This is a genomic window from Dietzia sp. IN118, from assembly GCF_032905965.1.
GTDB classification, from domain to species: Bacteria; Actinomycetota; Actinomycetes; order Mycobacteriales; family Mycobacteriaceae; genus Dietzia; species Dietzia kunjamensis.
Map to the genome: position 1 here is coordinate 59,352 of NZ_JAUMSR010000002.1, position 25,283 is coordinate 84,634.

Here is a 25,283-nt window from a genome sequence, read left to right on the forward strand (position 1 = left end):
TCCCCGCCCAGACGACCGCCGCCAGCCAAATAATATTTGTCTTATAGTGAACGGATTTTCTAGGAAAACTTTTCTATCTCAGGTGTTGTATGAGCCCCTGCTCACGCGCACACTTCCCTTGTCGCACGGATCACCGTGCGAGGAGATCGGGTGATGAGCCCGATCTTCGGGGGACGCCGCCACTCCCGAGGGGGATCGGGAGTGGCGGCACTTACAACGGGGAATTACATGTCCATCACCACCCATGGCGGTGGCTCGGGCCGGGGGCTCTCGCCCCTTCAGCGCGCGAGCTTCCGCACCGTCGCCGCCCTCGCCTTCACCGGCGCGATCACCGCTCCGCTGGTCGGTATCGCCGCCGCCCAGACGGGCTCACTCGGATCGTCCGGCTCGGGCGGCTCCGTTCCGCCGACGTCGAGCACGGCTCCGACGACGACGCCACCGCCCACCGCGCAGGAATCGACAGTCGAGCTCCGCGTCCTCGTGCTGGACAACGGTTCCTATTCGGCGGAGGCGATGGCCGAGCGGCTCGCCGCGGAGGGCGTCGAGGTCGAACGGTTCCCGGTGACGCAGCCGGGGCGTCCGCAGATCAGCAGGGAGATGCTGGCGGACGACGCGACGACGACCGCGAACTACATGGGGATCGTGTCCGTGTCGGCCGATCGCCCCGGGCTCACTCCCGACGAGAACGCCGTGATCGACGCCTTCACCGCCGACTACGGGATCCGCGAGATGGTGGCATTCACCTCCCCGAACGAAGCCGTCGGTATGATCTCGGCGACGAACGGCCTGGCGCTGGACGGCACGAGCCCCACCCTGACCTCCGCGGCCCTCGGCGATGAGTGGTCCTACCTCGACGGACCGGTCGAGTTCGACGACCTCGACGCGGAGATTCCCGAGTCGTGGGCCGTGCCCAGCTCGCCGGCGGCAGACGGCCCGGAATCGACCTTCCGACCCCTGCTCACCATTGCCGGCGGCGGTACCGAGGGCACCATCATGGGCGTCCACACCCAGGGCCCCCGCGAGCGCCTCATCATCACCGTCGCGATGAACAGGTACCAGGAGCAGTTCAAGGTGCTCTCGCACGGGATGATCTCGTGGCTGACCCGCGGAGTGTCGACCTCGATGTACCGCAACACCTTCAACGTCCAGATCGACGACGTCTTCCTCGCCGACGACGAGTGGAACCCCGAGGGCGACTGCACGTTCGGGGCGGGCTGCAACGTCGAGCCCGGACCCGGCGACCTGGCGAGCTCCCGCATGACCGAGGACGACGTGCAGACCGCCCGGACCTGGGAGGACGCCAACGGTATCGAACTCGACATGACGTTCAACGCCTTCGGCGCCCGGGACGGCGACGCGCTCACGGACGCGCTGCTCGCGGCCAGGGACGAGTTCCGCTGGATCAACCACACCTGGGACCACACCAACCTCGACAACCTGAACGAGGCCCAGATCACCGAGCAGATCCAGAAGAACCTCGACTGGGCTCGGGACAACGACGTGCAGGTGGACCCGTCCGAACTGGTCACCGGCGAGCACTCAGGGCTCGCATCCGGCCCGGCCAGAGTCGACAACCCCGCGCTCGCGGCGGCGATGGAGACCACCGGCGTGACCTGGGTCGGCGCCGACGCCTCCGTCCAGCCCGCCCAGCGCCGGGTCGGGACCGCACTCACGGTCCCCCGTCACCCGATGAACATCTTTTACAACACCTCGACCAAGTACAACGCGGCCGACGAGTACAACTGGATCTACACCACGCGCGCCGACGGCGGGTCCGGGATCTGCGAGGACAACGATGCCGCCACCTGCATCGAGCCGCTGGTCCCGGCGACCGGGTTCGACAGCTACATCGTTCCGCAGGAGGCCCGCCACGCCCTGGGCCACGCCCTCGACATCGACCCGCGCCCGCACTACGTGCACCAGTCCAACATCACCGGCGACCGGATCCTCTACCCGGTGCTGAACACCCTCGTCGACGACTACCGCGACCTGTTCGCCGACTCCGCGCCACTGGTAAACCTCACGCACGCCGAGCTCGGGCTCGAGATGCAGCGACGCGCTGCATGGGCAGCGGCCGTCGACCAGGTCACCGCCACGGTGAGCGGCAGCACGCTGGTCGTCACGAACGGCGGCGGCGCCGCCGTTGACGTCCCGGTGACGGCACCTGACGGCTCGAACCTCGCGGGAACGGCCTACGCCGGAGCCACGTCCGGCTGGATCACGGTCGCTCCCGGTGGATCGGTGACCATCGATCTCGGAACCGATGCCGGGTTCCGCACCCCCACCGGCGAGGAGTCCGAACCGGGCGTCGCGGCGCGCATGCTCCCGCAGGCGCAACGGGTCGGTGCCGCTTCCGCTCCCGCTGACGTCTCCGTCGTGATCCCGCCTGTCAACGACGCCACCAGGGTCGGCGCCATGGGCGAGGGCCCGTCCACGATCGGCTGAGGACATGCGAATCGCTCTGCTCAACGAAGGCACCTACCCGGTCAACACGGGGGGCGTCAGCACCTGGTGCGACCAGATGATCAAGGGGATGCCGGACCACACCTGGGAGGTCGTCACCCTCACCGGAGGCAGCCGCACCCCGATCACCTGGGAGGTCCCGGCCCAGGTGCGAGCCACGACGCTGTATCCCGTGTGGGCTCCGGTCCGGGCGGGTCTCCCGGAGGGCCAGCTGCTGGCCAGGCGGCGACGGGCCCGGGTGCGGTCCGCCCTCCGGGAGATGTGGGCGGCCATCCTGCCGCCCGCGGGGACGATCGCCGTCACCGACGGAACCGTCCACCACGATCCCGGCCGGCTGTCGGCGGCTCTCCGCGAGCTCATCGACGCCGGCCGGGGCGATCTCTTCCGTCTCCTGGGAACGGAGAGCTCGGCCGAGGCCCTGCTCGACGCGTGGTGGGCCCACTCCCCCGCGCTGGACCGGTCCGCCCGGCTCAGCGTGGGGGACGCGGTGGAGGCCGCAACACTCGTCGACCGCGCGTTGTGCGCCACCGACGTCAAGTTCGGAGAGGTGGACCTCGTCCACGCCTCCTCGAACGGCAGCGCCGCGCTGGTCGGACTCGCCCGGAAGTGGCGGGACGGTGTGCCCCTGGTCCTCACAGAACACGGGGTTTACCTGCGGGAACGCTATCTTGCGCTCGCCGGAACCCAGCTGGGATGGTCGGCCCGCTATGCCGTGTGCACAGCCCTGCGGGCCCTGTGTGTGCTCGTCTATGACGAGGCGGATCTGCTCCTTCCGGTCAGCGACTTCAACGCGAGATGGGCGGTTCGCCTGGGTGCGGACCCCGCCCGGATCCACACCGTCCGAAACGGGGTCGACACCTCGACCATGACCCCCGTCGGTCCCGAACCCGAAATCCCCACGATCAGCTTCGTCGGACGCATCGACCCGCTCAAGGACCTGGAGACGCTCGTGCGCGCGTACGCCGTCGTCAGGGCGGACCTACCGGAGACCCGCCTGCGGATCTTCGGTCCCTGCCCCGCCGGCAACGCCGCCTACAAGCAGGAGATCGAGGCGACCATCGACGAACTGGGAATCGGCGACGGGGTGACCTGGGAGGGGCCGACCGCGGGCCCGCGGCCCGCAGTCGAGGCGGGGAGCGTCGTCGCCCTGTCCTCCGTGTCCGAGGGTCTCCCGTTCACCACGATCGAGGCCATGATGTGTGGCCGGGTCACCGTGAACACCGACGTCGGCGGGGTCTCCGAGGCCGTCGGCAGCGACGGCCGGCTCGGCGGCCTGGTGCCACCACGGGACCCGGACGCGTTCGCCCAGGAATGCCTGCGCTTCCTCCGGGACGACGAGCTGCGCGAGGAGACCGGCAGACGAGCCCGCGAGCACGCCCTGCAGTCGTTCGCGCTGGACAGCTGTATCGACGCCTTCCGGGAGTGGTACGAGATCGCCGTTAATCTGCGCGTCGCCCCCGCGACCAGCGATGACGTCGCCTACGTGGCCGGCATGGCGTCATGAGCGAGTCATTCGCCGCACCCGGCACCGTCGCACGGTCGCCACTGCCCTCGAGGCCACTGGTGGTCGCCCCGGTCCCCCTCGACGCCCACCACGATCTGGTCGGCCGCGCGGTCGACCGGTTCGACGTCGCCGCCCACCTCGAGGCATCGGGGTTCGGCGATGCCCTCGCCCGCCGCCACGGGGCGCGGGACGTCTACGAGTACGCGCGCACGCTGCCCACCCTCGCTCCCGGGGCATCCGGGACGGTGAGCCTGCGACCACGGGCCCACCGCCAGGGATGGATCCGCGCCATCCTCCTTCTCGCCGGCGCCGTCGTCATGGCACTCTGTGCTCCCGCGGCAGTGGGAACGGGACCGGATCTGTCGCTCGCGATCGTCGCCACCGGGCTCTCCGGCTGGATCCTCGGACAGCTACTCGGATTCGTCACGTGGCGAAGATCGGGCCTGGGTGACCTTCCCGGGGCCGCACGGGTATCAGTCGGGGTCGCCCTGCTCGTGGCTACTCCTCTCGTCGCCGGGGTGACCCTCGCGACGGCCCATTTCGGGAACGCACCACTGATCCCCACGGCGGCGCTGTGCTCCGCCTGGACCCTGTACGCCGCGTCCCTGACCATCGTGTCCGTGCTCGGCGGACTCCGATTGCTCACGGCACTCGCCGGCGCGTGTGCCACCGTCGCGGTCGCCGCCTCACTCCTGGGTGCCGCCCTGGTGCCGGTCATCGCACTCGGCGTCCTCTCCATCGGAGGGGCCCTGCTCGCCGCCCGCACCTACAGGGCCACGACCGTCGACCCACCGACACTGCCCTCCCGTGAGGACGCCCGCGCGGCATTCGACGGAGCCAGCCAGGCGATCCTCATGTCGAGTGCCCTCCTCATGGCCCTCAACCTCGCGGACTCCGATGACCGCATCCCGCTGTCCATCGCGGTCATCCTCGCCGCCGCCCTGTGCGATCCGGCGATCGAGGACCTGGGCATCAGGCTGAAGTCGCTGTCCTACCGCTCAGGCCGCTGGCGGTCCGTCCTCAACGGTGTCCTCGTCAGAACACTGATGTACCTCGCCGCCATCGCGGCAGCGACGATAGCCGCGACCTGGATCGTCGACCGGATCCTCGGGGTCGCCGACGACCCCGCGTCCGGGCTCGTTCCCGACGTCGTCGTGCTGGTGGTGGTGGCGCCGGTCTTCGCTGTGTTCGCATTCGGCTCCGCGATCGTCCTCAGGGCCGGTCGCGTCGCCGAGGCAGTGTGGATCTCGGGGCTAGCGTGCCTGGGTTTCGCCACCCTCAGGTTCGGGTTCCCCGTCCCCGTCGGCGTCGCCATGCTCTGCGGAGCCTGCCTGCTCGCCGTGTACCACGCCGTCACCGCCGCGCTCCACCCCCACAGCTGGTGAGCGCTCCACGGGCCGCGGTCCCGCTCTACGTCCATCCCGTGGTGGATTCCGCACTCTGGGAGCGGGTGCTCCGTCCAGGCGCCGCCGACCTCGTCGTCGTCAACGTCGACTCCGGCCCGGGCCACACACCCGATCCGGTCTTCGCCGAGGCCCTCCACGCCCGGGACCACAGCGCCCGGGACCACAGCGCCCGGGACCTCGGCGCTCGGGACCACAGCGCACCCGCTACCCTCCTCGGCTACGTCGACACCGATTACGGACGTCGTGACGTGCACGACGTCCGGGCGGAGGCGCGACTGTGGCGTGACCGTTACGGCGTCACCTCCGTCTTCCTCGACCAGGTGATCTCCGGCACCGGGCCCGACGGGCGCGTCGACGTCGACGCGCTCCTCTTCGTCACCGACCTGGCGAACGCGCTGCGCCGTGACGGTGTGGCGATGCTCGCCGGCAACCCGGGGACGGTCCCGCATCCGAGGGTCCTCCGGTTGCTCGATGTGACCTGCGTGCGGGAGACCGACCTCGAGACCCATCTGACGGCACCCGCGCCCCCGGTGCCCGACGTCGATCCCGCGAGACTCTGGCATCTCATCTATGACTGCCCTCCGGAGCGGGTCCGGGATGCCGTGGAGAGGTCTGCCGAACTCGGCGCCGGCTTCGTGGGTCTCGCTGCGGACGGGTTGCCCCACCCGTGGGGGTCGGTCGAGTACCTCAACGCCGACCGGCCCACGATCAGCAGTGCCGGCTGACGTACCCGGGCTCGCCCCGCGGTACGACGTCCCGGTCGCGCAGGAGGATCGAGATCCTGTCACCCCGGGCCCGGCACGCGGCGTCGAACTCCCCTGAGCCGTCGGTGTACTCGATCTCGATCACGCGGTCGCCGTAGACGGACAGGTAGCGGTCGCATTCCCACAATCGTCCCCAGGAGTACCTCTGGCAGTCCTCGGCGATCGCGAAGTCGAAGCCGATCCGGCGGATCTCGTCATCGGTCAGTTCGGCCGCGTTCTTCTGCGCCACGGCCAGACCACGGGCGTGGGCCCGCTCCACCACGAGGCGCGCGTACTCGACCGCATCATCCCTCTTCAGGAGCCCGGAGGACCGCGTCCACGAGTCGAGGTTGTCGGGCTCCACGGCCCGGAAACCGCGCTCGGCGCAGCCCGCCAGCCACCCGTCCACGATCTCGACCAGCCGTGCCCTCTTCGCGTCCGTGGAGATGTCCAGCAAGGGTTCGCCCCAGTCCTCGTCCTCGACAGCGTCCCCGACCCCGGATCTGAGGATCAGATCCGGATGGCGCTCCTCCCAGACCGACGCCTCGTGGGGCTGGGCCTGGAAGGCGTTGACGTAACAGATCGAATAGACGCCCTCGGCCGGCTGGTCCGAACGGTCGCGGATCACCACGTCGACGTCCGACGCGGGCGGGTAGGAGCCGCCGATCTGGTAGTCGACGACCGCGCCGGCCGGCGGCGGCGCGACTCCCTCGACCGGTGTCCCTCCACCCGGCTCGGCCCCCACGTACGGCATACCCGCGGTCGCGTCCGGCTCGGTGTCCAGGGACCCCTGTCCCGAGACGTCGTCGCCGCAGCCGGTCAGTACCATCGCCGCCGTGCACGAGAGGATCACCGCGGAACGGCGGAGGACGATGAGAGCGGCGTGTGTCACCAGATGATCATGCCACCCCCGAGGGCCCGGGACACCCGGGATCCGGCCGGATCCCCGTGGTCACGGCCAGCATTCCCGCTTCTCTGTGCCCGTTCGTTTCTCGTGCCTCCCCGGCACGCCATCAGACGTCGAGGAACCTCACATCGCGTGCATTGCGGGTGATGAAGTTGCGGCGCGCGTCCACGTCCTCTCCCATGAGGATCGAGAACAGCTCGTCCGCCGCGGCGGCGTCGTCGAGGGTGACCTGGCGGAGCGTGCGGACCGCGGGATCCATCGTGGTCTCCCACAGCTCCTTGGGGTTCATCTCGCCGAGGCCCTTGTAGCGCTGGATGCCGTCGTCGACGTTGATCTTGCGCTTGTTCTCGAGGCCGATCTTGAGCAGTTCGTCCCGCTCGCGGTCCGTGTACGCGAAGTCCGGCTCACCCTTGCCCCACTTGAGCTTGTAGAGCGGCGGCTGCGCCAGGTAGACGTACCCGTTCTCCACCAGCGGCTTCATGAACCGGAAGATGAGTGTCAGCAGCAGCGTGGAGATGTGCTGACCATCGACGTCGGCATCCGCCATCAGCACGATCTTGTGATACCGCAGCTTGTCGATGTCGAATTCCTCGTGGATGCCGGTTCCCAGCGCCGTGATGATGGCCTGGACCTCGGCGTTCTTGAGAACCTTGTCGATCCGCGACTTCTCGACGTTGATGATCTTCCCGCGCAGCGGCAGGATCGCCTGGAACATCGAGTCCCGACCCGACTTGGCCGAGCCACCGGCGGAGTCGCCCTCCACGATGTACAGCTCGGACTTCGCCGGATCCTTGGAGCGGCAATCGGCGAGCTTGCCGGGCAGGCCGCCGATGTCGGTGGCCGACTTGCGCCGCACCATCTCGCGGGCCTTGCGTGCTGCGACGCGGGCCTGGCTCGAGGCGATCGCCTTGTTGATGATGACCTTGGCCTCGGCGGGATTGGCCTCGAACCAGTGTCCGACGTGCTCCGACACCTGTCGCTGAACGAAACCCTTGACCTCGGTGTTGCCGAGCTTGGTCTTGGTCTGACCCTCGAACTGCGGATCCGAGATCTTCGCGGAGAGCACGGCGGCCAGGCCCTCGCGGATGTCATCTCCCGTGAGGTTGGGGTCCTTCTCCTTGATGAGCTTCTTCTCGCGCGCGTACTTGTTGACCAGGGAGGTCAGCGCGGCGCGGAAGCCCTCCTCGTGGGTGCCGCCCTCATGGGTGTTGATGGTGTTGGCGAAGGTGTGGACGGACTCGGAGTAACCGGAGTTCCACTGCATCGCGACCTCGACCTCGTGGCCGGGCCCCTTGCCCTCGAAGTAGAGGATCGTGGGGTGGATCGAGGTCTTGGACTTGTTGATCGCCGTGACGTAGTCCTTGAGACCGTCCGGGTAGTGGAAGGTGCGCTTACGCTCGCGGACCTTGACCGGCTCGACGGGCGTCACCTCGACGGCGTCGGAAGCCTGCGCGCCCTCGGCGAACGCCTGCTCGGCATCCACCGCGTGGGCGAGATCCGACCCCTCGTCGGAACCGGGCGCCGCCTCCGCGCCACTGCCCTCGCTGTCCGCGATCGCGTCCAGCTCGGCGGCCTTCTCGGCACGCGGCCGCCGGTCCGTGAGCGTGATGGTGAGTCCCTTGTTGAGGAACGCCATCTCCTGGAGGCGGCGTGCCACCACGTCGAAGTCGTACTCCGTGCTCTCGAAGATCGTCGGATCCGCCCAGAACCGGACCCTGGTCCCGGTGCCCTCGGCGGGGCCGGCGTCGACCAGCTCGGCCGGGACCGCCATGTCGAAGTCCTGCTTCCACAGGCGCCCGTCGCGCTTGATCTGGACCTCGACCCGGGTGGACAGGGCGTTGACCACGGAGATGCCCACACCGTGCAGACCACCGGACACCGCGTAGGAGTCCGAGTCGAACTTGCCGCCCGCGTGCAGCTGGGTCATGACGACCTGGACGGTGGGCATGCCCTGCTCGTGCATCTCCACGGGGATGCCCCGGCCGTCGTCGATGACCTCGACGCCGCCGTCCTCCAGCAACGTGACCTTGACGCCGGTCGCGTGACCCGCCATCGCCTCGTCGATGGAGTTGTCGACGACCTCCCAGATCAGGTGGTGCAGTCCCCGCGGTCCGGTGGAGCCGATGTACATACCCGGCCGCATCCGGACGGCCTCGAGCCCTTCGAGAACGGTGATCGATGATGCACCGTATTCCTTGGGCCCGCTGTTGTTGGCCTTGCTCTTGGCGTCCGCCACGTGCGAACTCCTCGCGTCTCGGGGGTCTGGGACCGGCCCAGTCTACCTGCGATAACCGTCACGGGGGCCACGGGCACGCCCGGCCCTCACCCGTATGTGTCACGGGGGCCGCGACCGGACACGTGAAGGGGCCCCTTGCGCCAGCTCGGTTTCTCCGGCCCCTCCACCTTGAGACGACGGACATGACCCGGCCCCATGGCGGCCGCGATCTTGCGGAGGATGTCGGCGGACATGAGCCGCAGCTGCGTGGCCCATGCGGTACTCGCCGCACGGACGTACAGGATTCCCTCCTCGAGGCGCTCCGGGGTGGCGTGCGCCGAGACGTCCTCCCCGACGATCCGGTCCCACTCCGCGAACAGACGCCCGGTGGTGACCTTGTCGTCCCAACCCCGTTTCTTGGCGACCTGGCCCACGAGTTTGCCGAGGGGCTGTGGGTCCCACGGGTCGGCACCGGATCCGGTCCACCCGCGCTTGCGCAGCCGCTTGCCCGCCCCCACCGGGCCGGTCCGACCCCGGCCGACCTGCTTGCCCTCCGCCCGGGCCCGGGCGCGGGCCTCCTCGAGGGCCTGCTTGGCGACGTCATAACCGCGTTGTGGCGGGTCAGACGGTGTTACGGAGTCCTTGCCGGTTCGGTCCGTCACGGTGTTGCCCTGCTTCCGGTATCGGTGTTGTCGTCGTCGTCCCCGCCACTGTCCGCGTCGCTGACCCCATCCTCCCCGCCGGCGTGCTCGCGCGCGTCCGCACCGTCATGCTGGCGTCGTGACACCGTCATCGCCGAGTGACGATCCGCTCCCTCGCCCGTCATCACGACGTCATAACGGACCCCGCGCAGCGAGCCCGGCACGTCCTCGCCCACTGCGGCCGTGATGAGGACCTGTTCGACACCGGCCGCGACGTCGGCCAGCGCGGCCCGGCGGTGCCGGTCGAGTTCGGCGAAGACGTCGTCCAGGAGAAGGACCGGTTCCGCCCCGTCGGCACGGAACAGCTCGAGCGATCCCAGTCGCAGCGCCAGGGCGAACGACCACGTCTCGCCGTGACTCGCGAACCCCTTCGCCGGCTCGTCGCCGAGACTCAGGATCAAGTCGTCGCGGTGCGGTCCGACGAGTGACATCCCGCGGTCGATCTCGTCGCGACGCCGCCGCCCGAGCTCGGCGAGCAACACGGCCTCGACGAGTTCCGGATCCGTCAGCTCCGACTCGTCGGGCGCGTCCGCCACGCGGAAACGATAGGCGAGATCGGCGGGACGGGACTCGGGGGCCAGACCCCGATAGGCGTCGACGACGAGGGGCCGCAACTGACGGAGGAGGGCGATCCGACCGGCCACCACGCGTGCTCCGAGTTCGGCCAACCGCCCGTCCCACACGTCGAGGGTGTCCAGCACGGCCGCGGAGTCCTCGGGGCCCCCACGCCGCAGTGCACCGGAGGCCGATTTGAGCAGGGCGGTCCGTTGGCGGAGCACCGAGGAGTACTCGCTGAGGTCACCACCCAGTGCGGGGCGCCGCTGGATCATGAGTTCATCGAGAAGCCGGCGACGTTCGGCCGGCTCGCCACGGACGAGCGCCAGGTCCTCCGGCGCGAACAGCACGGACTGGACCACCCCGAGGACGTCGGACAGTCGTCGGCACGGGGAGGTGTTGAGTCGCGCCCGGTTGGCTTTTCCGGCATTGAGCGCCAGTTCGACGGTCAACTCACGTCCCGCGTTGTGTGCGAGTGCGCCCACCAGTGCGGTTCCGGCACCGGTCCTGATCATCGGCGCGTCGGTCGCCACGCGGTGGGACCGCAGGCTGGCGAGGACCCCGACCGCCTCGAGAACGTTGGTCTTACCGTGCCCGTTGCGTCCGACCAGGGTGGTGACCCCGGGCTCGAGCTCGAGTTCGAGCAGGGGCCAGGAGCGGAAATCGAGGAGCCTGAGATGACGCAGGTGCATACCGGATCGGTTCCGGGGCGGGGCCTCAGCCCGGCAGGCGCACGGGCATGAGCAGGTAGGTGTGGTCGGAATCCACCGGCTGGATCGCGCCGTCCGCGCCGGGCTCCGGGAGGGTCTCGGGTGCCGGACGCAGCACGGCCGGTCGGCTTGCCTGGGTGAACCCGAAGGCGACGCGGCCTGCGTGGACACTGCCGAGACCGTCGAGCAGGTAACCCGGGTTGAACGCGATGGTCAGCGGCTCGCCGACGAAGTCCACCGGAAGGGTCTCGTTGGCCTGGGCGGCGTCATCGCCTCCGGCCGACAGTGCGAGCTCACCATCCGAGAACGCCATGCGCACCTGCACGCCGCGGTCGGCGACGAGCGCGACCCGCTTGATCGCCTGGACGAGCGAGTCCACCTCGACGATCGCGAGTGAGGTGTGCTGCGGCGGCAGCAGCTGGCGGACCTTGGGGAATTCCGCGTCGAGAAGGCGGGTGGTGGTCCGCTGACCGGACACCAGCACACCCAGGATGCCCTCAGCGCCCACATCGGAGCCGGCTCCCAGGCTCAGATCCACGCGACCGCCGTGGCCGGCGGAACGGGTGACCTCGGACAGTGCCTTGGCCGGGATGAGCACCTCGACCGCGACATCCTCGCGGGCCGGCTCCCAGTCGAACTCCCGGATGGCGAGACGGAACCGGTCGGTCGCGATGAGCGTGACGCGGGTGCCCTCGATCTCCATCCGGATGCCGGTGAGCATCGGCAGGGTGTCGTCCTTGCCCGCCGCGACGACGACCTGGGACACGGCCTCGGAGAACGCGTCGACCTCGGCGGATCCGGTGACCTCCGGCATCGCCGGCAGCTGCGGGTAATCCTCGACCGGCATGGTCGGGAGCGTGAACTTCGCGGTACCGCAGGAGATGTACATCTTCTGCGCGGTGACGACGACCTCGACCGGACGGTCCGGCAGGGCACGGGCGATGTCCGCCAGGAGTCGGCCGGACACCAGCGTGCTGCCGGGCTCGGACACCTCGGCCGGCACGGATACCTGCGCCGAGGTCTCGTAGTCGAACCCGGAGATCGTCAGTCCCGAATCGGCCTCGAGCAGCACCCCGCCGAGGATCGGGACCGAGGGACGCGAGGGCAGCGTGCGTGCCACCCAGGCCACGGAATCCGCGAAGTCCTCGCGGGTGACGCGGAACGTCGGATCCGTGATCTCCATCGATGACCTCTTTCAGGCGGGGGTGGATACCGGGATCCGGTATCTGGACGATTGGTCGGTTCAAGCTCGTATTGCACGTTTCCGCCGCCGGGGGCGGAGCGTCTCCATGAGAGTAACCGCTCGGACCGACAGCGGACACACGGACTCGGCGTAACCCGGTCAAGCAGGCTCGCCGTTCCACATCCCTACTTCTAACAAGAACTATCTAGAGAGATAAGAGGTAGTAGTAGGTCCTGTGAAATTGTGAGCCGAGGCCTGTAATCACAGGTCTGTGCCGATTTCGTGGTGTGGACGCAGTCGTGCGATCTTGTGATTTGCCTCCCGACCCCGGTGGAATCACAAGAGTCCGTCCACCGTCTGTCCACCGTCGGTCCACAAGACTCCACAGGGTTGTCCACAGCTGTGAAGGGTGTGACAAAGGGTGTGTGGGGGTCCCGGATGCGTCTCGCGACGCCTTCTGGTGCGTGTGGAATGACCCGTGATGAGGCCCTTGAATCGGACGAAGTGTGCGCGTCTCGACAGCGAGACCCGGGAGTCACACGGTTCGTCTTCCGTCGGGCGGGGTCTTTCTCGCGAATCGGGGCGGGTATCCGTTCGGGGCGGAACGCCGGACTCGGCAGGGGGCCGCACAGGGCCTGTTACAGCCTCTCGCAGCGGTCCTGGGTCCGCGCACCCGGGCGTGCGGACGCCATCGGGCGTCGATCTGTTGCTGCCGCCGTCGCCGACCGTCATCTGCGTCGCGTTCGGTGTCGGCAGAGGGCCGGCCGGAGACGCGGGGGCGAGAACAAGCGGGGCCGGGCACAAGCGGCGGCGGGCACAAGCGGCGGCGCGAGCGCACAGCGTGGGTGAGTTCCGGTGTGGAGCTCAGAGGGACCGCGAACGCTCCTTGATCCGGGCCGTCAGCTCCTGGATCTGGTCGTACGTGCGCCGGTCGTCCTTGATCTCCTTGAGGATCTTGCGCTGGGCGTACATGACCGTCGTGTGGTCCTTGCCACCGAAGGTGACGCCGATCTTGGGAAGCGACAGGTCGGTCAGCTCGCGACACAGGTACATGGCGATCTGGCGGGCCCGCGACAACGACCGGGTCTTGGAGGTGCCGCACAGTTCGTCGATGCTCGTGGAGAAGAACTCCGCGGTCACCGCCATGATGGTCGCGGCCGAGATCTGTAGGGAGTCGTCGTCCGAGACGACATCACGGAGCACTACCTCCGCGAGCGGCACATCGATCTCGTGGCCGTTGAGGGAGGCGAACGCCACCACCCGGATGAGAGCTCCTTCGAGCTCACGGATGTTGCGCTGGACCCGCGTCGCGATGAGCTCGAGGACGTCCCTCGGGACCACGTAGTTCTCGGACTTGGCCTTCTTGTCGATGATCGCGATACGCGTCTCCAGCTCGGGTGGCTGGATATCGGTGATCAGACCCCACTCGAACCGGGTGCGCAGGCGGTCCTCCAGCGGCTGCAGTTGCTTGGGCGGCCGGTCGGACGAGATCACGATCTGCTTCTGCGCGTTGTGGATCGTGTTGAAGGTGTGGAAGAACTCCTCCTGGACCTGTTCCTTGCCGATGAGGAACTGGATGTCGTCCACCAGGAGAATGTCCGCCTCGCGGTACCGCTTCTTGAACATGTTCTGGCGGCCGTCGCGGACGGAGTTGATGAAGTCGTTGGTGAACTCCTCGGTCGAGACGTACTTGACCTTCTGCTCGGAGTACATCCGCAGGGAGTAGTGCCCGATCGCGTGGAGCAGGTGGGTCTTGCCCAGACCGGACTCGCCCCAGATGAACAGCGGGTTGTACGCACGGGCCGGTGCCTCGGCGACCGCCAGTGCGGCGGCCCGGGCGAAACGGTTCGAATTGCCCTGGACGAAGGCGCTGAACGTGTAGCGCTCGTTCAACCCGGGCGCGGTCGCGGCAGACAACGCCTCGTCGCGGTCGCTGCCGTGGAGGAGTCGCTCGGCGGCGATCTGCTCCTCGGTCATCCGCCGGGGGCGGGTCGTGGCGGGCGGGTGCTCGTCCTCCGCACCGGGGCCGTGGATGTCCTCCGCGTCGATGGCCGGGTGGTCGGCGTCGTCCGTCGGTAGTTGAGCCCCGGCGAGTGACGTGTCCACCTTGACGGCCAGATCGATCGGCTCCCCGAGCTGCGAGCTCAGTGCGCGCGTGATGGGACCGCGGAGGATGGACTCGATGTTGTCGCGGGCGAAGGCCGACGGGGCGGCGAGCATCGCGAAACCGTTGACCACGGCGATCGGCTGGACGAGCCGGAGCCACGCCTGCTGCTGGCGCGACAGGGCCGGATTGTCGTCACTGGCCAGTTCCGGATCGGTCAGCTTGTCGAGGACGGCACTCCACACGTGTTCGAGTTCAGGAGACACGGTGGGCGGTCTCCTCTCGTCGGGTGTCGGGCGTTGCTGGTGGTCCGGGTTGCCGGCGGGACCGGGAACCACACTCTATCCACAGGCTCCGACCCAGGTCCACCGAGGTATCCACATGGTTGTCCACAGCTGTGGGAAGACAGACCCCTCCCGTCGGTTCGCGGGTAGGTCATCGGTGGGGAGGGGTCGGAGGTGCTTGTTCGGATTCACGTCGCGTCTTGCAGCCCTGGTGGGGCTCGCCTGAGGAATGACGGTAACAACATGGTGATCCGGGGGGCAACCCTCAAGATAGACTGGAGGGCGGATGTCAAGCATCGCGGCCGTGGGCGTGTCGTTGTGGCCAGGAAACTGGTATCAGTGAGACGAATGGGATTACACGGTTTGGCGGCCGACGCCTCGGGCGCGTAATCTTGAGCAGTCTGTCGTGCGCCCGTGGGCGCCCGGCGCGTCGTGGTGCCGCCGTCCTTCGGTGATTCGACGACGTCTCGAACTCGATCGGGCGCTGGACACGGCGCCGACTTCACGTGAGGAGCCAACCATGGCCAAGGGCAAGCGGACCTTCCAGCCGAACAACCGTCGTCGTGCCAAGGTGCACGGCTTCCGTCTGCGCATGCGCACCCGCGCCGGTCGCGGCATCGTCGGCGCCCGCCGGCGTAAGGGCCGCGCGTCGCTGACGGCCTGATTCCGGCCGGGGTGGCGGGTGCTCCCCAGGTCGCACCGGCTCCACCGTTCCGCTGACTTCGCGACGGTGGTGCGCAAGGGTGCCAGGAAGGGCCGCCGCACCATGGTCGTACACGCCCACGTGGACTCCTCGGATGTCCGCGTGGGCGGTCCGCGTTTCGGGCTGGTTGTCAGCAAAGCCGTCGGGGACTCGGTGACTCGTCACCGCGTCAGCCGACGGCTTCGTCATATCGCGGGCGGCCTGCTGGACGAGGCCGGCGACGATCTCCTGGTGGTGATCCGGGCCAACCCGGCCTCCGCGGGTGCGTCGCACGACGACCTCGTGCGGGATATGCGCGCGGGGCTCGCCGCTGCCGCCGCTCGCGCCAGGGGCTCGTCGTGAGCACGGGGCGCCCGGGTCCCATCGCGCGGATCCTGTTGTGGATGCTCGACTTCTACCAGAAGGGCATCTCCCCCTGGACCCCACCGAGCTGCCGATTCGAACCCACGTGCAGTAGTTACGCCGTCGAGGCGGTACGCGTCCACGGAGCCTGGTACGGCACCTGGCTCTCGGTGTGGCGTCTCCTGCGCTGTGGGCCGTGGACACCGGGCGGGTGGGATCCGGTCCCCCGGCCCCGTGCACCTGATCCACCGGGCCACGAGCCCCACGAGCACACCGACAATTCTCGAACGTAGCTAGGACTCCACCACCCATGTCGTTCATCACCAACCCGTTGGTCTACTACCCGATCTCCGGCATCCTCTGGTTCTGGCACAAGATCTTCGCGTTCCTCGGCGGTCTGCTCCCCTGGGTGGAGGCGCCGGATTCCAACGGGGTCATCTGGGCCCTCTCGGTGATCTTCCTCGTCTTCACCCTCCGCGCGATGCTGTTCTGGCCGGCGGCAAAACAGATCCGCTTCTCCCGCAAGATGCAGGAGATGCAGCCCAAGATGAAGGAGCTGCAGAAGCGGTACAAGAACGACCGCGAGAAGTTGGCGGTCGAGACCCGGAAGCTGCAGAAGCAGGAGGGGTTCAACCCCCTCCTGGGTTGCCTACCGATGCTGATCCAGATCCCGGTCTTCCTGGGTCTGTTCCACGTGCTGCGGTCGTTCAACCGGATGGGCTCGCAGTTCGGCGCGCTCGGGATGAGCGCCGAGGAGACGCGCAACACGGGCAACTACGTGTTCAACGCGGACGAGGTGCAGAGCTTCCTCGACGCCCGCCTGTTCGGTGCTCCGCTCTCGTCCTTCATCTCCCAGCCGGTCGAACAGTTCCAGGCCTTCGTGGAGCCGGGCGCGATGCTCGACTTCGCCCGGTGGAACATCATTCTCGTCGCCCTTCCGCTGATGATCGTCTCGGCGGTCACGACCCACTTCAACGCGCGGATCTCCCTGTCCCGCCAGTCGCCTGAGGCCGCGGCCAACCCGCAGGCCAAGATCATGAACCAGCTCATGCTGTGGGCCTTCCCCATCGGCATCCTGGTGACCGGTGCGTTCTGGCCGATGGCGATCCTCGTGTACATGGTCACGAATAACCTCTGGACCCTCGGCCAGCAGTACTTCCTGTACGAGAAGATGGCCAAGGAGGACGACGCCGCGGCTCTCCTGCGGCGCGAGGAGCAGAAGGCGCTCGCTCCGCGGGTGGGTGTGAAGCCCACCAAGCCCAAGAAGAACCGCGCCGCCGCGACGGGAACCGGCGTGGTGTCGGATCCGGCCGTGGAAGTGGGTACCGCGACGGCGGACGACGACGAGGTGATCGACTCCGACCCGGGGCCTGCGGTCGCTCCGGCATCCGCTCCACGCCCGGGTCAACGGCCTCAGGCTCCCGGCGGGCAGCGCAGTAGGCCGGCCCAGAAGGGATCGGGTTCGCGTCCCAAGAACAAGAAGAAGAAAAAGAAGCGTTGACCCGCTAGGGAAACGTGAGTGGACAAGGTCCCCGATGCTCCGGCGTCGGGGACCTTGTCCCATACTTGGGGTAGATAGTCGTCGCACCCCCGGGGTTCGGCGATCGGCGGTCACGACGGAGGCAGGTCCATGTCCAAGAGGAACATCGAGGTGTCCGAGGAACGATTGGTCGAGGAGGGCGAGGTCGCTGGCGACTATCTCGAGCAGTTCCTCGACATCCTCGATTTCGACGGGGACATCGATCTGGACGTCGAGGGTGATCGGGCTGTGGTGAGCATCGTGGGCGGCGACGACTTGGATACCTTGGTCGGCTCGGATGGCTCGGTCCTGGACGCTATCCAGGAGTTGACGCGTCTCGCGGTGCAACAGGAACTCGGCGATCGGAGCCGGTTGATGCTCGACATCGCCGGCTGGCGTGAGGCGAAGCGTGAGGCGTTGAGCGAGTCCGGACGCGTGGCAGCGCAGCGGGTTCTCGAGTCAGGTGAGTCGGAGGAGCTCGAGCCCATGACGCCGTTCGAACGCAAGATCATCCACGATGCGATCGCGGAGATTGAGGGTGTCACGTCGGACTCGACCGGCGTCGAGCCCAATCGCCGGGTGGTCGTCCTGCCCGGGTGACGGGAGGCTCGGGGCAGGGGTGCGAGCCGGACGGCTCGCACCCCTGATCTGTGTCCGAGGGTCTAATGACAATGATGTGATTCACCGGCGGTGTTTCACGTGAAACAGTGGCTTTGCGGCCGCGAAAAAGGAGCGCGAGACCATGAACGGATACACGGGCCACGAAGCGTCACGTGACACGGAAGGGGACGATAGGGCTGCGGGTGAGGCGCCGCCCGACTCCGGCTCGAGGTCCGGCTCCGGTGATCTGCCCTCGCCCCCGCCCGCTGCGGCTGAGGTGTTCGGTGACCGGTTGGGTCTTGCGACGCGGTACGTTGATTTCCTCGCGACAGCCGGACTCGAGCGTGGGCTGATGGGTCCGCGTGAGCGTCCTCGACTGTGGGATCGGCACGTCCTCAACAGTGCGGCTGCTGAATCGCAGTTGGCGCAGGGCGAGTCCGTCGTCGATATCGGGAGCGGCGCAGGCCTCCCTGGTATCCCCTTGGCGCTCGCGCGCCCAGATCTGACGATCACTCTAGTCGAGCCACTTCTCCGTCGGGTCACGTTTCTCGAGGAGATCATAGGCGAGCTCGGCATCGATGTCCGTGTCATTCGGGGTCGCGCCGAGGAGAAACCCATCATCATCGAGGCGGGCGAGGCGGACGTCGTGACCTCCCGGGCAGTGGCACCGCTGGCGAAGCTCGCCGGATGGTCTGCTCCGCTGCTGAAGGTGGGTGGCCGTATGGTTGCCCTCAAGGGCGAGTCGGCAGTCGACGAGGTCGAGCGTGATCGTGTGGCGCTCCGCAAACTCGGGTTCGAGGACGTTCGCGTCGAGACCGTCGCTGCCCCGGATGCCGAACCGACGAGGCTGGTGATCGGCACCCTGGTGACTAGGATGGGGGGCCGTGGCTCCCGATCTCGCGGACGCGGGCGTCGGTCTCATTGAGGGCTGACGGGGACGTGTCCAGTGTCGGTTTCACGTGAAACAATGGCACCGACACGGCGGCAGGCTCGCCGCGCTCACGATGCAACTCGAAAGGTGACGGATGTCCTACGACGAGACCCCGATCTTCGCGGCCGCGCGCCAGGCGAACGAGGTCCTCCACGGGGATGCGCCGGCACTCCCCCGTCCCGAGTCGCCGCGGATCGTGACGATCGCCAACCAGAAGGGCGGGGTGGGCAAGACCACGTCCACCGTCAATCTCGCCGCCGCTCTCGCTCTGGGTGGGCTCGGGGTGCTCGTGATCGATATGGATCCGCAGGGGAATGCGAGTACGGCGCTCGGTGTCGATCACCGCGAGGGCACACCGTCGAGCTATGACCTTCTGATGTGGGAGGCGTCCGTCGATGAGTTGATGCAGAAGAGTCCTCATGCCGAGCGCTTGTTCTGCGTACCGGCGACCATCGATCTCGCAGGATCGGAGATCGAGTTGGTCGGGCTCCCCCAGCGGGAACGACGTCTCGCCGAAGTCCTCCTGCCGGAGGACCTGCAGTCGCTCGGTATCGACTACGTCTTTCTCGACTGTCCGCCTTCGCTCGGTCTGCTCACCGTCAATGCGATGGTCGCTGCTCGCGAGGTCCTCATCCCGATCCAGTGTGAGTACTACGCCCTCGAGGGAGTGGGTCAGCTTCTCCGCAACGTCGAACTCATCCAACAGCATCTGAATACGGATCTGGAGATCTCGACCATCATGCTGACGATGTACGACGGACGCACCAAGCTCGCCGAGCAGGTCGCCGGTGAGGTCCGGAAGCACTTCGGCGACACAGTGTTGCGGACGGTGATCCCGCGAAGCGTCAAGGTGTCCGAGGCGCCCGGGTACGGGATGACCATCCTCCAGTACGACGCCGGGTCACGCGGCGCGCTGGCCTACCTGGACGCCGCCCGCGAGATCAACGCACGGGGCGGGCCGTCTGGTCCGGGAGACCTCGTATCCACGCCCACCGCGGGTGAAGCTGAGGGCGTCGACCGCCCGGAGGAGAACTGATGAGCCAGCAGCGTAAGGGCGGTCTCGGGCGGGGTCTCGCGGCCCTCATCCCCACCGGCCCCGACGAAGGGCCTCGGCTCGGTAACGACGCCGCCGACCTGATCCTGGGGCCGCGTGGTGGCGGTCCGCGCACCACTCCCCCACGTCCGCGCTCGTCCGGGGCCGGGAATCGGGGTACGGCGGATATGGAGCTCACCGGTACCGCGTCATCGACGGCTCGCGGGGCCGACGCTGGCTCGCATGCCGACGATGGCGCGCCGGTTTCACGTGAAACAACCGAGTTGGTGGACCCCGGCGCCGTCTACCGGGAGATCTCCCCGGCCGAGATCGACCCCAACCCGAAGCAGCCCCGTACCCATTTCGACGAGGAGGCGTTGGCTGAGCTCGCTCATTCCGTCAAGGAATTCGGACTCCTCCAGCCCATCGTCGTCCGTGAGATGTCCGGTGGGCGCTATCAGCTCATCATGGGTGAGCGACGCTGGCGGGCGAGTCAGCGCGCGAAGCTCGAGACGATCCCGGCGATCGTCCGGCAGACCGACGACGAGGATCTGCTGCGGGACGCTCTCCTCGAGAACATCCACCGGGTACAGCTCAACCCGCTCGAAGAAGCCGCCGCCTACCAGCAGCTGCTGGAAGAGTTCGACGTGACCCAGTCAGAACTCGCGACGCGCATCGGCCGGTCCCGCCCCGCGATCACCAACAGCATCCGCCTGCTCCAGCTGCCGACAGCCGTACAGCGGCGGGTCGCAGCAGGTGTGTTGTCAGCGGGACATGCGCGCGCACTTTTGGGCCTCGAGGCGGGGGCGCCGGCACAGGACGAACTCGCCGCCCGGATCGTCGCCGAGGGCCTGTCGGTGCGGGCGACCGAAGAGCTCGTCACCCTCGCCAACCGCGATCCCGGGGACACCACGGACAAGCCCAAGCCCGCGCCCCGCGGACGCCAGCGTAACCCCGAGCTGGAGGCGGTGGCGGGTCGGCTGTCCGACCGTTTCGAGACGTCGGTGTCGGTGACGATGGGGCGCCGCAAGGGACGTATCACCATCGACGTCGGCGACACCGATGATCTGGCCCGGGTACTCGCACTTCTCGAGGGCGGGTCGACCGCAGCGCCGCGATGATCTCCCTCCGCCCGCTGGACCTGTCGGCGGTGGACCAGTTGGGTCCTCGCGCCCGGCGTTGCGTCTATTGGCAAACCGACGGTGAGCAGTCCCCGGGAGATCCGGAGTTCGAGAAGGAAGCGTGGATCTCACACGTATCCCTGGAATGGGGTGTCTGCGGCCAGCTCGCCACCTACGGGGACCGATCGACGGCTGCCGCCTTCTACGCCCCCCCGGGGATGGTGCCTCGGGCGACGTGCTTCCCGACCTCGCCTGTCGGCGCTGACGCTGTGCTGCTCGCCGGCATGAGTGTCGAGCAGGGCGCACCGGCAGGGGTACTGACCGCGTTGCTCGACGCCGTCGTCGTCAATGTCCGAAGCCGCGGAATCAAGGCCATCGAGGCCTTCGGGGTCACGTCCGAGGACCCCGGGCATGTTACGTCACGTGACGGGTGCGGCGCGGACTCGTGTGTGCCGGGGATGAGCTTTCTCGTCGAGCACGGTTTCACGGTGGTGGCACCCCACGAGACCCATCCCCGCCTCCGGCTCGATATCGAGAGCGAGCACTTGTGGAAGGCGGACGTGGAGCGCGCCCTCGATCAGCTCTTCGCCGAACACGGATTCGCCACCCGGCGGCTCGGGGTGCTGTCGGGCGCGTCGGCGAGCGCAGTCGCCCGGGGACTCTGACACCCCGGGGACTCTGACGCCCGGGACTCACGACACCCCGGCCCCGACTCCCCCGGGGTGGCCGGAGCCGCGATCAGTCGCGCTGGCGCTGCTCGTAGTCGATGAGGGCGTCGACGGACATCGACCCGGTGGGATGATCGTCCTCGTCGAGGAGGTACAGACGTTTCACGCCCACGAGGATCGAGTCGATGATGGTGTCCTGGGCGGCACGATCGCCGAGGATCTCGAGATCCTGCGGGTTGTACGCGTAGCCCAGGTAGATCTGCACGGACGGCATGCGGGTCATTCGCAGCAACGGCCAGCTCCGGCCATGGGTCCGGCAGTCGCGAAGAGTGGTGCGGCTGACGATCTCCCGCTGGATGAAGCCGGAGAGGGCCTCACCGAGCATGGACTCCGCGCCGAGCGAGTTTCCGAAGTAGAACGTCGCGACCCCGTTGCCCACCGGATTCGGGTGGCGGTCCAGGCGGAGCGAGATGATGAGATCGGCGTTGAACGCGTTGGCTATCTCGGCGCGCTCGGGATCGGTCGGGATCATCGCCTCGGGCCGGGAGAGGAAGACCTCCACGCCGGCCTGGTTCATCCGCTCGGAGAGCCGCCGGGTGATGTCCCAGAGCAGTTCCGCGTCGGTGATGGTCCCGTAGGGGGTGTCGATCCGGATCGGGTTCTCGGACCCACTGGGGCCGGGATCGAGGACGATCCGTTTACCGGCGAGCATGGGACCGGAGGTGCGGGCCCGCTCCTTCTCGACGAGAGAGGCGACGTCCCCGCCCTTGAACAGGGTCGAGAACCGGCTCAGGGTGTCGAGGGTCTCGGCACCGACCACACCGTCTGCGGGGAGCGCGCAGTCGCGCTGGAAATCGGTGACGGCCGCGTGCGTGAGGGGGCCGAAGGTCCCGTCCACCAGGCCGGCGTAGAACCCGAGCTCGCCGAGTCTGCGCTGCAGTTGGGCGATATCGTCCCCCGCCATCGGCCTGGAGACGATATAGCTCAGGTCCCGGGTCCCCAGCACGTGGCTGGCGTCGTGGAGCGCGGCCTGGGTGGCCGGACCCACGATCCCGTCGGAGATCAGCGCACGCGCCTGCTGGAAGGCGAGAACAGCCTTCTCCAGGTCGGCGTCGAAGACGGCGTCGGTACGCGCGAGCACAGACCCGGTCTCGGGTTCGGTGACCCCGACCGACTCGATGTTGTGCAACAGACCCATGCCCGCGAGGGTGGCCCGGATGGTGGCCACCTCGGGCCCACGGTCACCACGCCTCCACGCCATGGGTCTCCTCCCGCTCTCCTAGTGTTGGGTACCCGGATGAACTTACCGCCTCACACGCGGACGTGCCCCGTCCGCGCCGGGCGGTGGGGGAACGCCACGGGGGAGCGCCACAGGGTGGCGACACAGGGTAGCGACCCGGGGCCGCCGGCGTGTGCGTCAGGCGCCGAGGACGTCGCCCAGCTCGGCTCGGAGCGCCGACTTGGACTTGGCGCCCGTGATGCGCTTGACCGGCTGTCCCTCCGAGAACAACAGCATCGCGGGGATCGCGGTGATCTGGTACTCGGCGGCGAGTTCCTGGTTGGCTTCGACGTCGACCTTGGCCACGGTCAGCTTGTCCGCCTCCGAGCCCGCCAGCTCGTCGAGGACCGGCGCCATCATGGTGCACGGGCGGCACCATGTGGCCCAGAAGTCCACGAGAACGGGCTTGGAGCCGCTGGCGGTGAGCACGGCGTCGGCGAAGTCGGCCTCGGTGACGTCGATGATGTTGGGGGTGTCGGCCATGAGGTGGTCCTTTCGGGTGGGTGGACGGGGCCCGGTTGTTCCGGGCCCGGTGCGGGCTCAGGCCTGCTCTGCGAGCCAGCGCTCGGCGTCGATCGAGGCGGCGCACCCCGAACCGGCGGCGGTGATGGCCTGGCGGTAGCGCTTGTCGACGAGGTCGCCACAGGCGAACACCCCGGGAAGGGAGGTGGCGGTGGTCTGACCGGTGAGGACGTAGCCGTCCTCGTCGACCTCGACCTGGTCGCGGGCCAGCTCGGAACGGGGATCGTGGCCGATCGCGACGAACATGGCGGCGGTCTCGAGCTCACTGGTCTCACCGGTGACGGTGTCGCGCAGACGGAGCTTCTCGACCGAACCGGTCGCGCCGGCCAGCACCTCGTCCACGGCCGTGTTGAGGACAAACGAGATCTTCTCGTTCTCCCGTGCCCGCTCGAGCATGATCTTGGAGGCGCGGAACTCCTCACGGCGGTGCACGATCGTCACTGAGGAACCGAACTTGGTGAGGAAGGTGGCCTCCTCCATGGCGGAGTCGCCGCCGCCGACCACGACGATCGGCTTGTCGCGGAAGAAGAATCCGTCGCACGTGGCGCACGAGCTCACGCCCCGGCCGAGGAACTCCTGCTCCCCCGGGACCCCGAGGTAGCGTGCCGCGGCACCCATCGCGAGGATCACGGCGCGGGCGCGGTGTTCCTCTTCCCCGACCCGGACGGTCTTGATGTCCCCGGCGAGGTCCATGGACGTCACGTCCTCCATCCGGAGGTCGGCGCCGAACCGCTCGGCCTGCTCGCGCATCTGCATCATGAGATCGGGGCCCATCATGCCCTCGGCGAAGCCGGGGAAGTTCTCGACCTCGGTCGTGGTCATGAGCGCGCCACCGAACTGGGAGCCCTCGAAGACGACGGGCTTCAGCTCGGCCCGCGCGGAGTAGATGGCGGCGGTGTACCCGGCCGGACCGGATCCGACGATGATGACGTCGTGGACGGTGTCGCTCATGAGTTCTCGGGGCTCCTCGGGCGGTTGGTGGCTCGTGAGTCGGAACCGGCATCAGGTGCCGGGTCTTCTAGAGGCCACAACACCCCGGGGGGCTGCCTTGTTCCCGCGCCCGCCCACCGGGTGACGGGAGGAACACCCTCACACGGTGAGGGTGACCCCCTCGAGCAGGGCCGCGAGTTTCGCGCGGCCACGGGAGCACCGGCTCTTCACGGTGCCCGGGGGGATGTTGAGCAGGTGGCTCGCCTCGGCGACGGTGCACCGCAGCATGTCGACGACGACGACGGCGTCCCGCTGATCGTCGGGCAGTTCCGCCAACGCCTCGGCCACGATGATCGCGTACGCCGGGTCCTGGTGGAAGTGGTCACGCAGGGTGACCTGTTCGTGCAGGGACGGGGTGAGCTGGGTGTGGGTGCGCAGGCGCTGGGCCCGCATCTTGTCCAGGCAGGCGTTGACCACGATGCGGTAGAGCCACCCCTGGACCGGGCAGGCGTGGCGGAAGGTATCCGCCTTCCGGTACGCCGAGACGAGAGCCTCCTGCAGGGCCTCGGCGGCGTCGTCGCGGTTGAACGACGTGCGGATGGCCAACCGCCAGAGGTAGTCGTAGTGCCGCCGGACGAGGGCGGAGAAGGCGTCGGGGTCGCCGGCGACGTGCGCGTCCAACAGTTCGGCGTCGGACAGCGGTGACTCGGCTGTCAGTACGGACTGGGCCCTGGGAGCGGACTCTGCCCTGAGAACGGACTCTGCCTTGGGAGCGGACGGGGCGCCGAGCGGGGATTCCGCGCCTGCGGGCGGGGCAGGGCAACCCGCCGCTGTCGGGACGGCGGTACCGGTGTTCACGG

At 68.3% G+C, this 25,283-nt stretch carries 23 protein-coding genes; 13 read left to right on the forward strand and 10 right to left on the reverse strand.

Features of this window, described 5'->3' with window-relative positions:
• The first annotated feature begins 228 nt into the window (after positions 1-228).
• The 4 genes from Q2K20_RS15795 to Q2K20_RS15810 are packed head-to-tail and all read left to right on the forward strand — an operon-like array spanning position 229 to position 6,098.
• Positions 229-2,445 carry a hypothetical protein gene (locus Q2K20_RS15795; protein ID WP_269529293.1) on the forward strand — a complete coding sequence of 739 codons (2,217 nt, stop codon included), beginning with the start codon at positions 229-231 and terminating at the stop codon, positions 2,443-2,445.
• 4 nt (positions 2,446-2,449) lie between these two features.
• Entirely contained in the window at positions 2,450-3,967 is a 1,518-nt protein-coding gene (gene pelF, locus Q2K20_RS15800) for a GT4 family glycosyltransferase PelF (RefSeq protein WP_269503262.1), read from the forward strand.
• Positions 3,964-5,352 (forward strand): hypothetical protein, encoded by a 1,389-nt coding sequence (locus Q2K20_RS15805; RefSeq protein WP_269503265.1) that lies wholly within the window; start codon positions 3,964-3,966, stop codon positions 5,350-5,352. Before pelF ends, Q2K20_RS15805 begins: the two co-directional genes overlap by 4 nt.
• A complete protein-coding gene (locus tag Q2K20_RS15810) occupies positions 5,349-6,098 on the forward strand; it encodes a spherulation-specific family 4 protein (protein ID WP_269503268.1) in 750 nt (249 codons plus the stop codon). The genes Q2K20_RS15805 and Q2K20_RS15810 overlap by 4 nt, the downstream gene beginning before the upstream one ends.
• On the opposite strand, the gene Q2K20_RS15815 is transcribed toward Q2K20_RS15810, so the two are convergent.
• The 6 genes from Q2K20_RS15815 to dnaA form a co-directional block, all read right to left on the reverse strand.
• Entirely contained in the window at positions 6,082-7,008 is a 927-nt protein-coding gene (locus tag Q2K20_RS15815) for an endo alpha-1,4 polygalactosaminidase (protein WP_317176956.1), read from the reverse strand. The genes Q2K20_RS15810 and Q2K20_RS15815 overlap by 17 nt on opposite strands.
• Before the next feature lie 121 nt (positions 7,009-7,129).
• Positions 7,130-9,259, reverse strand: a complete 2,130-nt coding sequence (gene gyrB, locus Q2K20_RS15820) for a DNA topoisomerase (ATP-hydrolyzing) subunit B (RefSeq protein WP_317176957.1) — start codon at positions 9,257-9,259, stop codon at positions 7,130-7,132.
• An 86-nt stretch (positions 9,260-9,345) separates the two neighbouring features.
• Complete coding sequence (locus tag Q2K20_RS15825; protein ID WP_067720203.1) at positions 9,346-9,900, reverse strand: DciA family protein; 555 nt, start codon at positions 9,898-9,900, stop codon at positions 9,346-9,348.
• Complete coding sequence (gene recF, locus Q2K20_RS15830) at positions 9,897-11,186, reverse strand: DNA replication/repair protein RecF (RefSeq protein WP_269503275.1); 1,290 nt, start codon at positions 11,184-11,186, stop codon at positions 9,897-9,899. The genes Q2K20_RS15825 and recF overlap by 4 nt, the downstream gene beginning before the upstream one ends.
• Positions 11,187-11,211: 25 nt before the next feature.
• Complete coding sequence (gene dnaN / locus Q2K20_RS15835; RefSeq protein WP_159148841.1) at positions 11,212-12,387, reverse strand: DNA polymerase III subunit beta; 1,176 nt, start codon at positions 12,385-12,387, stop codon at positions 11,212-11,214.
• Positions 12,388-13,251: 864 nt separating this feature from the next.
• Positions 13,252-14,757 (reverse strand): chromosomal replication initiator protein DnaA, encoded by a 1,506-nt coding sequence (gene dnaA / locus Q2K20_RS15840; protein WP_159148842.1) that lies wholly within the window; start codon positions 14,755-14,757, stop codon positions 13,252-13,254.
• A 538-nt stretch (positions 14,758-15,295) separates the two neighbouring features.
• Here dnaA and rpmH point away from each other — a divergent pair.
• From rpmH to Q2K20_RS15885, 9 genes are all read left to right on the forward strand, one after another.
• Positions 15,296-15,439, forward strand: a complete 144-nt coding sequence (gene rpmH, locus Q2K20_RS15845; RefSeq protein ID WP_007629603.1) for a 50S ribosomal protein L34 — start codon at positions 15,296-15,298, stop codon at positions 15,437-15,439.
• Between the two features lie 18 nt (positions 15,440-15,457).
• Positions 15,458-15,820, forward strand: coding sequence for a ribonuclease P protein component (gene rnpA, locus Q2K20_RS15850; protein ID WP_159148843.1), 363 nt, complete (start codon positions 15,458-15,460; stop codon positions 15,818-15,820).
• Positions 15,817-16,113: a membrane protein insertion efficiency factor YidD gene (gene yidD / locus Q2K20_RS15855; protein ID WP_082924143.1), complete on the forward strand. Its 297-nt coding sequence runs from the start codon at positions 15,817-15,819 to the stop codon at positions 16,111-16,113. The genes rnpA and yidD overlap by 4 nt, the downstream gene beginning before the upstream one ends.
• A 17-nt stretch (positions 16,114-16,130) precedes the next feature.
• Positions 16,131-17,321, forward strand: coding sequence for a membrane protein insertase YidC (yidC, locus tag Q2K20_RS15860; protein WP_269503286.1), 1,191 nt, complete (start codon positions 16,131-16,133; stop codon positions 17,319-17,321).
• A 129-nt stretch (positions 17,322-17,450) separates the two neighbouring features.
• A complete protein-coding gene (locus Q2K20_RS15865; RefSeq protein WP_119193007.1) occupies positions 17,451-17,939 on the forward strand; it encodes a protein jag in 489 nt (162 codons plus the stop codon).
• 142 nt (positions 17,940-18,081) lie between these two features.
• Entirely contained in the window at positions 18,082-18,864 is a 783-nt protein-coding gene (rsmG, locus tag Q2K20_RS15870; protein ID WP_317176958.1) for a 16S rRNA (guanine(527)-N(7))-methyltransferase RsmG, read from the forward strand.
• 100 nt (positions 18,865-18,964) lie between these two features.
• Positions 18,965-19,906, forward strand: coding sequence for a ParA family protein (locus tag Q2K20_RS15875; RefSeq protein WP_259820816.1), 942 nt, complete (start codon positions 18,965-18,967; stop codon positions 19,904-19,906).
• On the forward strand, positions 19,906-21,024 hold the full coding sequence (locus Q2K20_RS15880) for a ParB/RepB/Spo0J family partition protein (protein ID WP_268098981.1): 1,119 nt from the start codon (positions 19,906-19,908) through the stop codon (positions 21,022-21,024). Before Q2K20_RS15875 ends, Q2K20_RS15880 begins: the two co-directional genes overlap by 1 nt.
• Positions 21,021-21,689, forward strand: a complete 669-nt coding sequence (locus Q2K20_RS15885; RefSeq protein WP_269503295.1) for a hypothetical protein — start codon at positions 21,021-21,023, stop codon at positions 21,687-21,689. The genes Q2K20_RS15880 and Q2K20_RS15885 overlap by 4 nt, the downstream gene beginning before the upstream one ends.
• Before the next feature lie 73 nt (positions 21,690-21,762).
• Here the strand turns inward: Q2K20_RS15885 and Q2K20_RS15890 are convergent, their stop codons facing one another.
• The 4 genes from Q2K20_RS15890 to sigM form a co-directional block, all read right to left on the reverse strand.
• Positions 21,763-22,953, reverse strand: a complete 1,191-nt coding sequence (locus Q2K20_RS15890) for an N-acetylmuramoyl-L-alanine amidase (RefSeq protein ID WP_269503298.1) — start codon at positions 22,951-22,953, stop codon at positions 21,763-21,765.
• 156 nt (positions 22,954-23,109) lie between these two features.
• A complete protein-coding gene (gene trxA, locus Q2K20_RS15895; protein ID WP_067720180.1) occupies positions 23,110-23,454 on the reverse strand; it encodes a thioredoxin in 345 nt (114 codons plus the stop codon).
• A 57-nt stretch (positions 23,455-23,511) separates the two neighbouring features.
• On the reverse strand, positions 23,512-24,444 hold the full coding sequence (trxB, locus tag Q2K20_RS15900) for a thioredoxin-disulfide reductase (RefSeq protein WP_069389400.1): 933 nt from the start codon (positions 24,442-24,444) through the stop codon (positions 23,512-23,514).
• Between the two features lie 138 nt (positions 24,445-24,582).
• Complete coding sequence (gene sigM / locus Q2K20_RS15905) at positions 24,583-25,140, reverse strand: RNA polymerase sigma factor SigM (RefSeq protein ID WP_067720252.1); 558 nt, start codon at positions 25,138-25,140, stop codon at positions 24,583-24,585.
• Positions 25,141-25,283 lie beyond the last annotated feature (143 nt).

Excerpts from the sequence above, each read along its gene's own strand:
- Q2K20_RS15795 (WP_269529293.1), top strand. The coding sequence starts at position 229 with ATGTCCATCACCACCCATGGCGGTGGCTCGGGCCGGGGGCTCTCGCCC.
- pelF (WP_269503262.1), top strand. The coding sequence starts at position 2,450 with ATGCGAATCGCTCTGCTCAACGAAGGCACCTACCCGGTCAACACGGGG.
- Q2K20_RS15805 (WP_269503265.1), top strand. The coding sequence starts at position 3,964 with ATGAGCGAGTCATTCGCCGCACCCGGCACCGTCGCACGGTCGCCACTG.
- recF (WP_269503275.1), bottom strand. The coding sequence starts at position 11,186 with ATGCACCTGCGTCATCTCAGGCTCCTCGATTTCCGCTCCTGGCCCCTG.
- dnaN (WP_159148841.1), bottom strand. The coding sequence starts at position 12,387 with ATGGAGATCACGGATCCGACGTTCCGCGTCACCCGCGAGGACTTCGCG.
- rpmH (WP_007629603.1), top strand. The coding sequence starts at position 15,296 with ATGGCCAAGGGCAAGCGGACCTTCCAGCCGAACAACCGTCGTCGTGCC.
- yidC (WP_269503286.1), top strand. The coding sequence starts at position 16,131 with ATGTCGTTCATCACCAACCCGTTGGTCTACTACCCGATCTCCGGCATC.
- Q2K20_RS15865 (WP_119193007.1), top strand. The coding sequence starts at position 17,451 with ATGTCCAAGAGGAACATCGAGGTGTCCGAGGAACGATTGGTCGAGGAG.
- rsmG (WP_317176958.1), top strand. The coding sequence starts at position 18,082 with ATGAACGGATACACGGGCCACGAAGCGTCACGTGACACGGAAGGGGAC.
- Q2K20_RS15875 (WP_259820816.1), top strand. The coding sequence starts at position 18,965 with ATGTCCTACGACGAGACCCCGATCTTCGCGGCCGCGCGCCAGGCGAAC.
- Q2K20_RS15880 (WP_268098981.1), top strand. The coding sequence starts at position 19,906 with ATGAGCCAGCAGCGTAAGGGCGGTCTCGGGCGGGGTCTCGCGGCCCTC.
- Q2K20_RS15885 (WP_269503295.1), top strand. The coding sequence starts at position 21,021 with ATGATCTCCCTCCGCCCGCTGGACCTGTCGGCGGTGGACCAGTTGGGT.
- Q2K20_RS15890 (WP_269503298.1), bottom strand. The coding sequence starts at position 22,953 with ATGGCGTGGAGGCGTGGTGACCGTGGGCCCGAGGTGGCCACCATCCGG.
- trxA (WP_067720180.1), bottom strand. The coding sequence starts at position 23,454 with ATGGCCGACACCCCCAACATCATCGACGTCACCGAGGCCGACTTCGCC.
- trxB (WP_069389400.1), bottom strand. The coding sequence starts at position 24,444 with ATGAGCGACACCGTCCACGACGTCATCATCGTCGGATCCGGTCCGGCC.